Raw genomic sequence first — 14,484 nt, forward strand, 5'->3', positions numbered from 1 at the left:
GGTCATTCCATGGTCCAGAGGTAGAGCAGCTGCGGCGACTGGCCCCTGAGAGTCTCTTTAAGGTCAGGCACCAGCCTGAGGGAAGCCGGCTCGTTCATCCTGGAGAAAAGCAGCTCCTGGAGGGGGGAGAGCCTTGACTTGTATTTTACAAGCTTTGCATCCTTGAGCTTGGCAAGCTCTTTGGCCTTCTCAAAGGCGTCTTCCTTGTAACCGAGGCCGTCGATGAGCTTCTTCTCCAGGGCTCCCTTCCCCGAGTAGATGGTGCCGTCGGCCAGCTTCTCCACGTCTTTTCTTGTAAGCTTGCCCTTTCTTCCCTCGGCGACGACATCGACAAAGTTGTCCCACATCTCGTTGATGATGTTCTGGAGGAGCTTCCTCTCGGCAGGTTTCATCTCCCTGAAGGGATTGCCGATATCCTTGACGCTCTCCTTGCCTTCAAAGGTCTCGCTCTTGATGACATTCATATCGATCCCGATTTTCTGGCAGAGGCCTTTCACGTTTATGAACTCCGCTATCACGCCGATATTTCCCACGAGTGAGGTCTCGTGGGCCATGATATAATCGGCCATCGAGGCTACGTAATAGCCGCCTGAAGCGGTAACATCCTTGCAGTAGGCAATTACGGGGATTTTTTCCTTCTCCCTGTAGTTCTTTATCTCGCTCCAGAGCACGTCGCTGGCGGTGATGCCGCCGCCGGGGCTGTCCACCGTGACAAGAAGGGCCTTGATTTCCTTGTCCTTCTTTGCTGCCTTAAGCTCGCTCCTGACGCGGACCACGATATTGTCCCTTGACCGGAAGCTCTCCTCATCTTCAAAAATCACTCCGTTGATGGCAATTTCCAGGACCTTGTTCTTGCTCTGGTCGTCGCCCATCACGAATGACTCGTTATAGCCAGGCTTATCCTCGTCGGTAGTGATACCTCCCGCCATTCCTGCGCAGACTCCCAGAAGCACCATAAGCACGAGGTTCGCGATGACGCTCAGGATAAGCACCACGGAGAGCAGGGCAAGGATCCAGAATGAGACTCCGCGTTTCTGGGGAGGAGGTGCGGCAGGCCTGGGGGAAGGCGTGTCGGGCATCGATATGTTCTCTTCCTTTGCAAAATCGTCCATGGAGCTGCCTCTTTCCTGTTGTTATAGATGATGGTGAGTGTACTGAATTCTTTAAGGCAATGCAATTTCCTCCCTGCGGGGAGGCCCTGAAAAGAAGGAGATATGGGAGAATGGGCAAACTTATAGAATATCATGGTACCTCGCTGCGCGGCGACTTGCATTGGAAGCTTTCCCCACACCTCGGCAGAGGCCCTCTGCCGTTTTATTACTGACACGCTTCCCGAGGTCCCCCTCTGGCCACAGCTGCCCCGCCGCAGCTTTTATGAAGGCATGTACGTGCAGTTTACCGAGCATCTCCCCCTGGCGGACCTTGACGGTGATGAGAAGAAGATATTTTTCAGAAGCCCCGAGGGGAGGGAAGAGGAGATAGAGGAATTTTACGAGCGCTCCCTCGATGAGGACCTCTCCTATTTTTCCATATCGCCGTCCTATGCCGAGGGGCTCAGCCGCTTCGCAGAGCTTTCGGAGAAGATAAGGGCCATGAAGCCTCTTGCCATCAAGGGACAGGTTACCGGCCCCGTGAGCTTCGGCCTGACCGTCACCGACAAGGAGCGAAAGCCCATTTATTACAATGCCCAGATGAGGGAGATCATAGTCATAGGCCTGAAGATGAAGGCCCTCTGGGAGCTTCAGTATCTGTCATCCATTTATGAAAAGATCATCCTCTTCATAGACGAGCCTTATCTCACCAGCATAGGCTCGGGCGTCATATCCCTGAAGCCCGGCGATGTGGTGAGTGATCTGCAGGAGTTCACCGGGGCGCTCCGGGAGCATTATCCCTCGGTACGCATCGGTATGCACTGCTGTGGGAATACTGACTGGTCACTCATCATGAAGACCGGGGTGGACATCCTGAGCTTTGATGCTTATACCTACGGGGAAAATCTGCTCGTTTACGAAGGAGAGCTGAAAGAGTTTCTGGGAGGCGGGGGAATGCTTGCCTGGGGCATCGTTCCCACGGCGGGGGAAGAGGTGGACACACCTGTCCCTGCCCTTATGGAGCGTATGGAGGCCCTTCTCGCTCTCTGCGGGAAGAAAGGTTTTGATATTGAAAAGCTTCTGGAGCACTCCTTCGTCACCCCGAGCTGCGGGATGACCACCCTTGACGAGAGGCTTGCCGACAGGCTCATAGAGAACACGGCATCCCTCTCCGCAAAGCTGAGAAAAAAATACTTCAGCTGAGGGCTCCCATACCCAGAGCACTACCAAGGAGGATCTATGCGCAAGACAGTCAATATGCAGAGCCTTGTAAAGATATCAAAGACCGTCATGTCACGCTGCGTCGTCAGGAAAACCTTTTACCTCCATGACGAAAACTCTGCCAAGATCAGCGAGTTTGTCCTTTTCCCGTCGGGCCTCAAGCTCATCAAGAGCGTCTTCGAGGGCTTTGCCGGGAATCCCAACAAGAGGGTTCACATCATGTGGGGCTCGAGCGGCACGGGGAAATCCCACTTGGCTCTGATGCTCGCCAATATCCTGGGAAGGGACATCAACGATCCGGAGTGCAAGTTTATCCTCGGGAAGATAAGGGAGCAGGATCATTCCGCCTTCAGCACCATCAGAAATGCGCGGAATGCCGTAAAAAAGATACTGGTGACCTTTCCCGAGACCCTCTCGGGCGGCGAAAGCAGGCTCCGCTCGCCCCTCATCATGTCCCTCAACGGCGCCCTCTACCAGGAAGGCCTCGAGTACCTTCCCAAGGCGGAAGGGTCCCTGGTGCAGATAATCTCGGACACCATGGAGTTTCTGAGGGAAAATACCGACGTGAGAGGCCTTGCCATCGTCTTTGACGATTTTGACCGGTTCCTCGCCCTCCAGGATGAAGCACCGGACAGCCACGAGCTAAGCGCCTTTGAGGAGTTCGTCGATTTCTGCAGGCGAAGCGAGTTCCCCCTTGTCTTTCTGGGCATCTCCACAAGGGCACCCAACACGTACTTCAAGGATGATATCTCCAAGATAGCGCGCCTCATTGATGACGTCCATTATTTCAACCTTTTTTCCCGGAGCGCCAAGCTCGAGGACTTCATAGGCACCCGCGTGCTTGAGCACCCTGCCAGCATTGACAGGGATGAGCTTTACCAGCATGAAGACTATGCCCTCCTCGAGAAGATGATAATCGAGATGGATCTCTACCCGGGTATCTCCCTCAAGGAGCTCAAGGAGAAGCTTCTCTTCAGGACCTACCCCCTTCATCCCCTCTCCCTCTTCTGCCTCCCCAGGATGGGCGAGAGGCTCTCTTCGCCTGACAGGAATATCTCCACTTTCTTTAACGATACCATGCCGGGGGGATTGAGATACTTCATCGAGAACATAGCGACGGTGCAGCCTAACGGGCGCCTTTCGCTCTATACCATTGATTACCTTTACTCATACTTCGAGAAGAACATCAAGGAGAACCCACTCTATACGGTGTACCTCGAGACAATGGAAAAGTCATACCCCCGCGTCGGCGAAGTGCCGAACTCCCGGAGGATAATGAGGCTCATCACCACCATGCAGATGATCAACAGCTACAAGCTGCCGGCAACAGAGAAAAACATCCTGAACGCCCTCCATCTCGGTGACCGCGATATCAAGCAGATCCAGGAGAGCCTCAAGAAGATGGTGGACAGGGAGACCCTCGTCTATGATGACAAAACGGGCACTTACGATATCCCCGTGGAGAAGAAGGTGACCCTTTTTGACAAGCTCCTCAAGGAGACAAATGAGAAGATCAAGGAGACCGTCAAGCCTTTCGCTTACCTCAACAAGCATTACCACCCGCGGAGGCTCCTGGCGAAGCAGTACAACCAGCGCTTTTTTGCCGACAGGAGCGCTTACGGCAGGTATGTGACCGCCGAGGAGCTCCAGGACCCGGCGCCTTTTCTCCGGGAGGTGGAAGCCATCTACCGGCCGGAGAACAGGCATTACCGCGGCGATGTGCTTATCCTGTACTGTCCTCTCCTCGCGCAGGGCGACCTTCCCCTTTTCCAGAAGGCTCTGAAAGGCGAGCTCTCCAGGAACCCCCATATTATCATGGCTCTCTCCAAGAAAATGGTGAACTTCATCGATGAGGTCAACGTGCTCCAGAGCCTCAATATACTTTTCATGCAGGAGCAGTTCCTCAACGAGCCCGCTTCCCTTGGCGAGAAGGAGGGGAAAGAGAAAATAAAGTCCACGCAGAACTCCCTCAAGAAAAAGCTCAGGGAGTTCCTGAAGCCTGACAGCCTCAAGTTTTACTGGCAGGGTCAGGGGCTTGAGGAGTTTGACGTCACCGGCGACCTCAACACTCTCTCCGATATGATGAGGGATCTCTTCACCAAAGCTCCTATCCTGAAATACCGGACCCTCCTTACGCGCTCCCCCAAGGCGGGCCTTCAGAGGGTGATCAAGGAGGCGGTGGATATCCTTCTTTATAACAGGCAGCCTATCCCTGTACCGGAAGATCCCGAGAATGAATCGGAGAAGATACTGAGGGCCGCCCTCATCGACAAGGACCTCCTGAGGCAGGTCGGTGACAATCCATCGGAGCCGCGCTTCGAGATTGACGACCAGATATCAGGCGATTCACCTTTCTACGAGATGTGGATGCTCCTTGACGAGCATTTCAAGCCCCGGGGCAATGAGAAGAGGGAAGTCCCTCTCAAGGATGTCGTGATTGCCCTCATGAAGCCCCCCTTCGGCCTCAGTCCCATGGTGCTCGAACTCCTGCTGGCGGCATATTTCAGGAAATTCCCTTACCGGTTTGACTGCTTCTCCGGCGGGCACATGTACCTCATCTCCAGGAGCCACGAGGACCTCACGCTGCAGAACATCTCTTTCGAGACAGTCCAGGGAATGGTCACCGACCCCGAGGAATGGCATGTCGAGACATATATCTCAGGAAGCGAGGAGAAGGAGTACCTTGAGAAGCTCATTGAGCTCTTCGGCGCACCGGCAGGGAGCGGCGAAGAGGGCGTCCTGTGGGAAAGGGCCAGGGACGCCATGATGGCCTGGTACGGACAGATTCCTGCGATGACAAGGTCCAGGGATTCCTTTTCAAACACCACTGCGCTTGCGCTGCTGGAGCTTTTCAGGGACAGCGGCAGCGTGGTCAACATAAAGGAGCTTCTCACGGGGGGCATGCTCGCGGCAATGGGATATGACGCGGCGAAGTTCTCCTGGGCGGACGATCTCAAAGCCCTTCTTGGCAGGATAAAACAGGCAAAGGATGAGGTTTCAGTCGATGCCGAATCCATCAAGGCGGCCCTGGTCAGGGATTGTGCCGCTCTTTTTGGGGCTTCTGCAGATTCCCATTCCCTGGGCAAGGAACTGGGCGCCTGGTACGGCAAGGTCTCAGCAGAGGTGAAGAACGAGGAGGATCTCGGCGATGAAGCCTCGTCATTCCTGCAGGCCCTCTCGATGGAAAAGCCGGTAGAAGAGCTTCTCTTCTTTGATGCTCCCGAAATGATGGGGATAAAATCCATGGCGGAGTGGATGAGCGACCGGTCGCCCGAGGTGGCGGCCTGGATGAAAAAGATGAAGCTCTCCATCGAGAAGGGCGGAGCGAAGCAGGAGCAGGTCGCCATCGACTTTGACGAGCCCCGCTCACCTGCTGAGGTCCTTGAGGAAATCTCCCGGAGCCTCGGCCTTTCAAAAGAGGACAAGGGCGCCGTTATTGAAGGCGTCCTGGAGCATATCGCCTGGGGAAAGTGACATGAAAGAGGATAAGAAAAGCCATCGCACGGTGGCTCTGTGGTTTCTCCGCCTTCTCTGCGGGCTCCTCATCATCGGTGCCCTCTATCTCTCTGTTGATGTGAAGTCGCTTGTCCAGGTTTTTTCCCACGTGAAGGCCCTGCCCCTTGTCATTTCCGCGGTTTTTTTTTCTCTGCTATTCTGGTGGGCATGGGCGCCTGGAAGATCCTGCTGGGTCCCCATGGGTTAGTCCTCACGTGGGGGCAGATCCTGAGGTTTTACCTGCTGGGCTTTTTCCTGAACAATGTTATCCCCGGCGGCGTGGGCGGCGAGGTCTTCAAGGCATACTTCGTGGCAAAAGCCACCGGCAAAGTCACCCCTTCCATCGCCTCAATAGTGCTGGTGCGGTATCTCTCCTTTCTCTCCCTCATTGTCATAAGCTTCTGTGCCACCCTTCTTGAATGGGGGACCTTTGAAAAGTCAGGGATCCTGATCCCGATACTGGGCATAATCGCCTTTCTTGTCCTGGCGTTTCTCGCCTCCCTCGCATTGTTCTTCTGGGGAGCCCGTTATGCGGGGCGGTTTCTGCTCAAGTTCACCATGGGCGTGCCCCTGCTGAAGCTTATGGATGATTTCATGCTTTACGGCAGATATGGCTCCGCGCTCCTGCGTGCTTTTTCTCTCACTATGATAACGCCGGTGATGGAGGGGGTTGCCTATTTTTTCATTGCCAGGGCTTTTGCCGTCGAGGTGCCCTTTATCCCCTTTCTTGTCCTTATCCCCATCCTGACTGTCATTTACCACATCCCGGTGACGGTAAATGCCGTGGGAACCCAGGACGCCGCAATAGTCCTTTTCTGGAAGAGCTTCGGTGTTGATACGGCCCATTCGCTCTCCATCTCGCTCGTTGCCCATGCCCTCAAGATAATCGTGGCGACACTGGGCGCCCTGTCATTCCTCTTCTCTTGGCACAATGAGGGGAGACCCGTGCCGAAAGAAGGCGATCTTGCAGAGATGGCCGGATCAGAGGGAGGATAAAGCCTTGCATGCGAAGAGAGCCGCATTTTTGGCAGTGTTCATTTTCGCCGTGGTGGTGTGCCCCCTTGGGGCTTCAGATATTCATCGCTGGGACAGGACTAGAAAAATCAGGCTTATTTATGGCCTTGCCGTTACCAACAAGGGGGATCGGCCCCTGGGAAATATCACCGTAAGAGTGCCGGAGATTCAGGATCGCCCGCCTTACCAGTCTGCTGACGTCATCGCAGTGAGGCCGGGGGATTTTACCAGGGAGAGGAGCCCCCGTGACGTTCCCCTCGCGAGGTTTGAGATTGAAAAGCTTGCGCCGGGGGAAAAGAGGACATTTCTTGTCCAGGCTGAGGTAGCTGTCTCGGAGGTCACCTACCGCCTGCAGGAGGAAAAAGCCCATGATCCCGGTGCCTCAATGAGGCAGTTCCTGTCGCTTGACGGGGACTTCACGACGAAATCACCGGCGCTCCGTGAAAAGTGCCGGGAATTCGCCCGGGAGAAAAATCCCTTAAAAAGGGCGAAGAATATTTATCTCTATATCATATCGGGGGCCTTTACCTTTTCCAATTCACCCGCGGGCAGCGGTGTAGACCTCTCCTTCCGGACGAAGCATCTCAACTGCAGTGATGCCGCGTCACTCTACCTTGTCATGTGCAGGCTCTGCGGAATCCCTGCCCGTTATGTAGGCGGCATATTCTATACCAGTGAGCGGAAGTGGTACCCCCTTCTCCACGCGTGGAACGAGATTTACATCCCTCCCTTCGGATGGCTTCCCGTGGACCCCACGCTGGGAAGGATATCGGCAAAGAACCGTTCGCTCTGCTTCGCCCACATCCGTAACAGGTATATTGCCCTCTGGAGTGACCAGCCCGGCGCGTTCTCCATTGAGAGTCCATCAGACGCGGACCATCTTGAATTTCACCACTCGGTCCACGCCGAATCACTCTGAGACGGCAGTGCTGTTTCTCAATGGGTTGATTTTTTAATTTCCCCTGTGCTATAATTTTCTTGGAGTCATCTATGAGCAAAAAGAGCATCTTCTGCTTTCTTCCTTTCCCTGTACTTGTCGGCGCGGTCAGCGTGTCGCTCATGCTCACTCTGTCCAGCGAAGCGGTGAAAGAAGATCCTGCAGAAAAGAGCTGCGGCAATGCTCCCCCGATACGGCTTGTCACAAGGGCTGAAGCCAGTGAGCGGGGCATCCCGGCACTCACATGCAGCGACTATCTGCTCTCAGTCTATGAGCCTTCATCTGCGGAGAGCCTCCTGGCGGTGACTGATGAAGCCTGGGACAACTGGTCGGGGAACTGGACGAGCGACTGGACCGGCGACTGGTCAGGGAACTGGGGAACAAACTGGGCTGACTGGTCTTCGAATTGGGGAGCCGACTGGGCAGGCAACTGGACAGGGAACTGGGGGGCCGACTGGACAGGGAATGTGAACCCCACCTCTTCAGGGACCCCGATTGCGAGCCCCACACTGGGGTGGGAGTCCAACTGGTCGGGGAACTGGGGGGCTGACTGGAGTGCCAACGTAGCTCCCAGCCCGACTCCCAGCGTGGTGGCATGTGGCGGCTCCGGGGGAGGCTCGGGTGCAGGCTCAGGCGGGTGAGGCTCCGGGGCGGGCTCCGGGGCGGGCTCAGGTGCAGGATCAGGCGGGTGAGGCTCCGGTGGCGCGGGCTCCGGGGCGGGCTCAGGTGGTTCAGGCGGTGGTTCAGGCGGCTCAGGCGGCGGCTCAGGCGGCGGCTCGGGCGGTGGCTCAGGCGGCGGCTCAGGCGGCGGCTCGGGTGGCGGCTCGGGTGGCGGCTCGGGTGGATAGAGAATGGCCGTTTTGGCAGGAACCGAGGATTTTCCCCTGGAGCTGAAGCCCGATTCTCTTATTGAGCCTCAGAAAAGCCTCGCGTTTTCGGAGCACGGCAGCGCAGTGCTCGTTGTTGAGCCTGAAAGCGCCTCATGGACTGTTCTGGACGAATTCTCCTGCAATGTTTTAAAAGAGCTTGCAGGGGGCCTCTCCTTTGGGGAGCTTGCAGGGCGCCTTGCATCACATGAGCCTGCCGAGGTGAAAGATTTTATCACGGGCCTCTGCCGGCTCAATTTCCTCCGCGTCAATGGACGCACTTTTTACGATCCGAAGGCACTCTGGGAGAGCGGCAGAAAATATCCCCACTTTATTTCCCTCCATGTCACCAACCGCTGCAATTTCTCATGTCTTTACTGCTACAACAGCTCATCGCCTGCGCGCACAGATATGGCGCTTGAAACTTCAAAATATCTTGTCAAGAGACTCCTTTTTGAGCTGCCACTCCCTTCCCTCACCATAGAGTTCCACGGCGGCGAGCCCCTTCTCGTCTTCGATGAAGTGGTGCTTCCCACGGTGCGTTATGGACAGAGCCTCTCAAAAGCCCTTGGGAAGACGGTGAACTTCCTTATGCAGACAAACGGCTCCCTGATAACCGGCAGAACGGCCAGTCTTCTTGCGCGCCATGATATAAGGGCGGGAATAAGCTGCGACGGCAGCGAGGCGCTCCATAACAGGAACAGGGTCAGGAGCGACGGGAGCGGAACCTATGAAGCCACCCTCGGAGGGATAGAAAACCTCATTGCCAGGCGCAGGCATGCGGGCACCCTTGCCACCATTGAAAGGCCTGAAGACTATTCCTCGGTGCTCCGCCACGCTCTTTCCCATGACATCCACGATATCTCAATCCGCCCCGTTTATCCCATGGGACGGGCGAAAGCCCGGGGAGGGATAAGGCCCGAAAACGCCCCCTCTTTTGCCGAGGGATTCCTGGAGGCAGCCGACCTTGTGAAAGAAATCAACAGGGGATCCACCCCCTTCGAGGCTGAAGAGAGGCCTGTCAAAAAGAGAATGGTCTTCAGGAACCTCTGCACTTACCTGGATCTCCTGACCTCGAAGGAAAGGGCCGACATGTGCTACCGCAGCCCATGCGGGGCGGGGAACAGCATAATTGCCTTTGATACCGATGGCGGTATTTACCCATGCGAGGAGATGACAGGCATTGAGTCCTTCAGGATGGGAAATGTCTATGACAGGGGAGACCTTTCAGCCATCATCACCGGCTCTTCCCCTTACCAGGTACTCAATGAGCGCAGGGTGGAGAGCCTCAAGAGCTGCGGCCGGTGCAAATGGATGCGCCTGTGCGGCGGAGGGTGCATCTCAAAGATAGCCGCCAGCGGAGGAGATCCTGAACATGGCGACTATTACTGCGGCTTTCACAAGGTGGTCCTTGAAGAGCTTGCCCTCAGGATTTCTTCTGATCCGTCGCTGGTTCAGGACCTCCTGGGTACGGAGTCCCCGGAGAGAAAGCCTGTTTACAGCTCCCTGTGGAGGCTTTCCCTTGGGCCTCGATAGATGGTACCGCTGCCGGAATGACTCTCATGCTCAGCTCTTCCATCATATGCCTGGTGAATCCGCAGGCAGGATAAGGATCGCCGGGGGCGCGCCTGTGCTCCCGGCAGACTACCGGGCATTCGCCGGGGCACAAAGCCCTCCAGAAGCATTTTCTGCACCTTGCAGGGCCTGCGGTGCCGCTGCCGAGGATTTTTTCAAGGGTCCTTGAAGCTCTTCTCTCCGGCGAGGCCTTGGACCTGACGGGTCCGCAGTTGAACTCTTCGCGGCCCATCATCCTTGGGCAGGGGAAAAGATCCCCTTTCACCGAGAAGGCCAGGCGGTGGGACCCTGCACCGCAGGGACGGCAGGAACAGGGGCTCCCCCTCCTTTTATTCCTGTGGCGGTCTGCGAGGAGATCCTCAAAGTTCATCACCGTGGGAGCGCCTGGGGCTCCCTTCCCGCCGGGGCTGTAAAGGGCTTCAAAAATTCTCACATATGCCTTGAGCCATTCATCGACGCTCATAAAGTCGCCATGGTTGATGCAAGGCTCAAAACGGAGCGCCGAAGCTCCTGTGCTCCTGAAGCTCCTGAGCTTTTTCAGCGCTGCTGCCGGAGTTTCTGCGGCTATCGTGAGAATCACGGGGATACCCAGGCCCGAGATCCTTTTTATCAGCTCCGGATCGGGATCGTTTCCCTCCCTTATATGGATTTCAAGGCTGGCGGAGTGCTCTCTCAAGAGGCCCAGAATCCCTTCATTGAGAGGCAGCTCTTTTACCAGGAGCCTCACCCTGCTCTCCCCTGCCTGTGAAAAGGCGAAATTCCCCAATTCCCTGAAGAAAATGCTCAGCCATTCCTCCAGAGTGCCATCATTCTTCTCAAAGATAAGCTCTAATCTCTTCTCCATTCCGCGGTAATGGACTTCAAGAGCCTTCAGGATATGGCGGAGAGTTTTTTCACCCATGCGGTTCATATGTTCATCCAGGGCCAGCAGCGAGCATTCTATGAACCTCTTTTCCTCGGGGGGCTCAGGGAGTGCCTCGTTCCAGAAGCAGATTCCGTTCACCTCGATTATCCCCTCAATGTAGAGGCTCCTGACGAGATTCTCGGCCTTTTCCCTCCCGAGCCATTCGTGGTCCCTGCAGAAATCGTCAAAATAGCAGGGCTCAGCGAGGCTTCTCACCATGTAGCAGAGGGAGAGCGGTGCGAGATGAAATGAGGCGCTCTGAGGGTGAAGGATGAGGACCCTGTTCCGCTTCCTGCGGAACATTGCCTCCGGTGAGAGCCAGAGCAGCAGATTCTGGTTGAAATCAAGGATATCCCCTTTCCCGCGCCTTTGCATTCCGTGGGGCTGTTCATCGCCTGCGGGCCTCACCCTTGCTGCGGCGAAAGAAAGGAAGCCTCTCAGGTAAAGGGAAAAGACTTTTCTTAAAGAGGCTTCGCCGTGAATCAAGGCAATTTCCCGCAGGGCAGGCCTCTTGAAAAGAAAGCGGAAGAGGGCTTCATCCCCGGGGAGAATAGGGAAGGAGTCTTTTTCAAACACAAGCAAGCGGTAATCAAGACCCTTCCTCAGCTCATAGCGCGGCACCGCTTCAAGACATTCATCCATCTGGATAGGCAGGGTGAGCTCGTTTTCCCGCGACAATGCAGAGTAGTCGGGAAAGCCTGAGATAGTGCAGTGTTTCCTGCTGCGCCAGGCTTTCACCGCCTCTGTATCGTAAAAACTGTGGAGAGGAGCTTCCAGGATATTTCCCACGGGCGTTTCTGCGTGCTCACAGGGATAGACTCCTCCATCGGAGGTGATAAAGCAGCAGGTAATGCCTGCACCGCAGCTGCCGGGATATCCCCTGGATGCACCGAAAGGCATGCAGCCGGCAAAAGAGAGAGGCCACCCCTCCTGTGCAAGGGAGCGGAGCCTTGCTGCCATCGTTCTCTGCAGCTCCGCTCCCCGTGCCTTCTCACCGCTGAAGTTGTGAGGCCGGCGCTCCAGCACGGCAGTTTCCGCACCGCATTCACAGGCGGCCTCCAGGATCTCTTCAAGGTACTTCTCGGTGCTCTCCCTGAGGGGAATAAGGGCCTTCACCGGCAATCCCATGGAGCGTGCCTGCCTTATCGTGCCGAAGAGCTCAAGCCTTGTGAAAAAGCTCACATCCCGTTCATCACAGGGAATAATGCGCTCGTCAAAACCTGATATGGCGAGCGCCTCAAGCATCGGGATCCCGGAGGCTTTCCTGAGAAACCATCCTGGGTCGGACCAGGAGCCTTCAGTCCTTATGATGAAGGGTATGTCCAGGCCTGTGATTTCATCAAGAAGAGGCCGGTTCTCCCTGCGGGAAGGATCGCTCCATCTGAAGGTAATCTCTTTCACATAAGGCCTGATGTGCTTTCTGAACTTCGGCAGGAATGCCAGGAGCCTTTTTTCTCCCGGAGAATCAAGATCCACCTCGCAGTGAAGAAAAGACATGGGCAGTTCAATGGCCATAAAGCCATATTCTTGGAGGAGCCTTCATATCCTCTCAGTTGATGCAGATCAGGCCTTTTCCTCCCTGCGGCAAAGAGGAAAAACAGGGCTTCTTCATGAACTATTTCGAAAAGGGGAAGACGCCGGTGCACATGAAGAACCGCTCCATAATGACCCTGGTTATTATCCTGGCCCTCTTCTTTCATGGAGGGGGCTCCCTGCGGGCCGAGACGGAAATCCTGCAGTTTTCCTCTTCCCATGCGGGCAGATCGCCTGAAGGCTTCATGTGTGTGTATCCCGGAGAGAATGAGTCCCCCCATGGGGTGCTTACGATTGCCGATGACAAGGGGAACAAGGTCCTCTCAGGCCTGAATGAGAACAGCGACCGCGCTGCCAAAAAGGTAAATCCCCTCTTCCTGGCCCTTCTGAAAAAAAGCGAGTACCTCGACGGGGAGCTTTCCACGAGAATGAAGATTGTATCAGGGCGCGGCCATGCCGAAGGGGGACTGGTATGGAGGTACCGGGGGACAGGCGATTACCTGCTCTTCAAGTACTGCGCGACCCATAACAAAGTGACCCTCTACAGCTATACCAACGGCTATAAATCCAGGATCGGGGTCAAGAGCCTCAGGAACTTCAACAAAAAGAAATACGGCGCATGGCACACCCTGAGGGCAAAGGCAGGCGGTGCAAGGCTCCAGTGCTGGTTTGACGGATCCCCCGTCTTTGACATCGAGGACAGGACCCACAGCCTGCCCGGGAAAGCGGGCCTCTTCATCGGCGCCAACAGCAATGCCTGCTTTGACGATATAATGACCACCCTTGAAAGCGGGCAGCATCAGGCTGCCTTGAAGCCGCCTCCCGGTGTCACTTCATGGAAGATTGAAACCATTGACAGCGAGTGGGGCACAGGGAATTATCCCTCCCTCTCTTTCGACAGGAATGGCGCTCCCGCAGTAGCTTATTATGCGCAGGCTTCCAGAACGGGGCGGTTTGCAGTCAGGGGCGAAAAAGCCTGGAAAAAGGATACCTTTGAGATCACGAGCGGCCTTGAGCATTTCATCTGCCTCGCCTTCAACAGGCTCAATGAGCCCAACCTTGCATTCTGCTTCAACGGATCCCCTTCAGGCTCGCCGGAGGCAGGCCTGAGCCCCTATTATGCCTACCTGAGGGACTCCAGGTGGAACACGGCCTTCTCCTTTGACAAGGGAAAGAACTGCTTCATCTCCATGGCTCTCGACAGAAACGATTATCCCCGCATTGCCTATCTGAATACGGAGACCCGCCAGGTCAAGCTTGCAAGCTGGAACGGGAAGGAATGGGTCATCGAGGCCCCTCTCCGCCTGGTGAGGAGACCCCCTGACAAGGGATTCAGGATATCCCTGGCGGTCAGTTCCCAGGGCGTGCCCTCCATCGCTTATTTCGGCCCCCAGTACCATTCAATGAACTACATGGAGAAAAGGGAGGGGAAGTGGATCGTCGAGATAATCGACAGGGGCTCTCCCGGGCGCGAGGTGGGCGAGTTCTGCTCCATGGCCCTGGACAGCCGCGATATCCCCCATATCAGCTATTATGACAAGGGCAGGCAGTGTCTCAGATACGCCGTCAGGAAAAACAGGAAATGGCAGACCGTCACCGCAGATGCCGAACCCGGCGTGGGCCTGTACTCATGCATTGCCATGGGTGCCAATGACAGTCCCATTATTGCTTATTATGACTCCAGGGGAGGGATAATAAGGTGCTGCTCTCTTGAGAGGGGAAAGTGGAAAGTCCAGAAGACGGACTGCCAGGGCTCTCTCTTTTCAATGAAAGTAGGCCCCGGCGGGAAGCCTTTCATAGCCTTCATGGACCAGCAGCGAAAATGCCTGATGATTGGCCATCCCTGAA

General features: G+C 55.8%; 10 protein-coding genes. 8 read left to right on the forward strand and 2 right to left on the reverse strand.

The window, feature by feature from the left end:
• Positions 1-2: 2 nt before the first annotated feature.
• Positions 3-1,112, reverse strand: coding sequence for a signal peptide peptidase SppA (gene sppA / locus RDV48_10165; protein ID MDQ7823146.1), 1,110 nt, complete (start codon positions 1,110-1,112; stop codon positions 3-5).
• Between the two features lie 132 nt (positions 1,113-1,244).
• Here sppA and RDV48_10170 point away from each other — a divergent pair, with 132 nt between their 5' ends.
• The 7 genes from RDV48_10170 to RDV48_10200 all read left to right on the forward strand — a co-directional run bounded on the left by RDV48_10170 (position 1,245) and on the right by RDV48_10200 (position 10,160).
• Positions 1,245-2,294 carry a hypothetical protein gene (locus tag RDV48_10170; GenBank protein MDQ7823147.1) on the forward strand — a complete coding sequence of 350 codons (1,050 nt, stop codon included), beginning with the start codon at positions 1,245-1,247 and terminating at the stop codon, positions 2,292-2,294.
• Positions 2,295-2,330: 36 nt separating this feature from the next.
• Positions 2,331-5,786: an ATP-binding protein gene (locus tag RDV48_10175; protein ID MDQ7823148.1), complete on the forward strand. Its 3,456-nt coding sequence runs from the start codon at positions 2,331-2,333 to the stop codon at positions 5,784-5,786.
• A gap of 1 nt (position 5,787) precedes the next feature.
• Entirely contained in the window at positions 5,788-6,015 is a 228-nt protein-coding gene (locus RDV48_10180; GenBank protein MDQ7823149.1) for a hypothetical protein, read from the forward strand.
• Complete coding sequence (locus tag RDV48_10185) at positions 5,976-6,803, forward strand: lysylphosphatidylglycerol synthase transmembrane domain-containing protein (GenBank protein MDQ7823150.1); 828 nt, start codon at positions 5,976-5,978, stop codon at positions 6,801-6,803. Before RDV48_10180 ends, RDV48_10185 begins: the two co-directional genes overlap by 40 nt.
• A gap of 34 nt (positions 6,804-6,837) precedes the next feature.
• Positions 6,838-7,740 carry a transglutaminase-like domain-containing protein gene (locus tag RDV48_10190; protein ID MDQ7823151.1) on the forward strand — a complete coding sequence of 301 codons (903 nt, stop codon included), beginning with the start codon at positions 6,838-6,840 and terminating at the stop codon, positions 7,738-7,740.
• 71 nt (positions 7,741-7,811) lie between these two features.
• Positions 7,812-8,399, forward strand: coding sequence for a hypothetical protein (locus RDV48_10195; GenBank protein ID MDQ7823152.1), 588 nt, complete (start codon positions 7,812-7,814; stop codon positions 8,397-8,399).
• Between the two features lie 210 nt (positions 8,400-8,609).
• The gene (locus RDV48_10200) at positions 8,610-10,160 is read left to right on the forward strand and encodes a radical SAM protein (protein ID MDQ7823153.1); all 1,551 of its coding nucleotides are present in this window, start codon (positions 8,610-8,612) and stop codon (positions 10,158-10,160) included.
• On the opposite strand, the gene RDV48_10205 is transcribed toward RDV48_10200, so the two are convergent.
• Positions 10,051-12,618 carry an SPASM domain-containing protein gene (locus RDV48_10205; GenBank protein ID MDQ7823154.1) on the reverse strand — a complete coding sequence of 856 codons (2,568 nt, stop codon included), beginning with the start codon at positions 12,616-12,618 and terminating at the stop codon, positions 10,051-10,053. The genes RDV48_10200 and RDV48_10205 overlap by 110 nt on opposite strands.
• A gap of 95 nt (positions 12,619-12,713) precedes the next feature.
• Here RDV48_10205 and RDV48_10210 point away from each other — a divergent pair, with 95 nt between their 5' ends.
• Entirely contained in the window at positions 12,714-14,483 is a 1,770-nt protein-coding gene (locus tag RDV48_10210; GenBank protein MDQ7823155.1) for a hypothetical protein, read from the forward strand.
• The last annotated feature ends 1 nt before the right edge of the window (position 14,484 follow it).

It is taken from the genome of Candidatus Eremiobacterota bacterium (genome assembly GCA_031082125.1).
GTDB lineage: Bacteria > Vulcanimicrobiota > CADAWZ01 > CADAWZ01 > Ess09-12 > Ess09-12.

Bases quoted from the DNA above. Each gene is read 5' to 3' on its own strand.
- RDV48_10180 (MDQ7823149.1), top strand. From the start codon at position 5,788: ATGAAAGAGGATAAGAAAAGCCATCGCACGGTGGCTCTGTGGTTTCTC.
- sppA (MDQ7823146.1), bottom strand. From the start codon at position 1,112: ATGGACGATTTTGCAAAGGAAGAGAACATATCGATGCCCGACACGCCT.
- RDV48_10200 (MDQ7823153.1), top strand. From the start codon at position 8,610: ATGGCCGTTTTGGCAGGAACCGAGGATTTTCCCCTGGAGCTGAAGCCC.
- RDV48_10175 (MDQ7823148.1), top strand. From the start codon at position 2,331: ATGCGCAAGACAGTCAATATGCAGAGCCTTGTAAAGATATCAAAGACC.
- RDV48_10170 (MDQ7823147.1), top strand. From the start codon at position 1,245: ATGGTACCTCGCTGCGCGGCGACTTGCATTGGAAGCTTTCCCCACACC.
- RDV48_10205 (MDQ7823154.1), bottom strand. From the start codon at position 12,618: ATGGCCATTGAACTGCCCATGTCTTTTCTTCACTGCGAGGTGGATCTT.
- RDV48_10185 (MDQ7823150.1), top strand. From the start codon at position 5,976: ATGGGCGCCTGGAAGATCCTGCTGGGTCCCCATGGGTTAGTCCTCACG.
- RDV48_10195 (MDQ7823152.1), top strand. From the start codon at position 7,812: ATGAGCAAAAAGAGCATCTTCTGCTTTCTTCCTTTCCCTGTACTTGTC.
- RDV48_10210 (MDQ7823155.1), top strand. From the start codon at position 12,714: ATGAACTATTTCGAAAAGGGGAAGACGCCGGTGCACATGAAGAACCGC.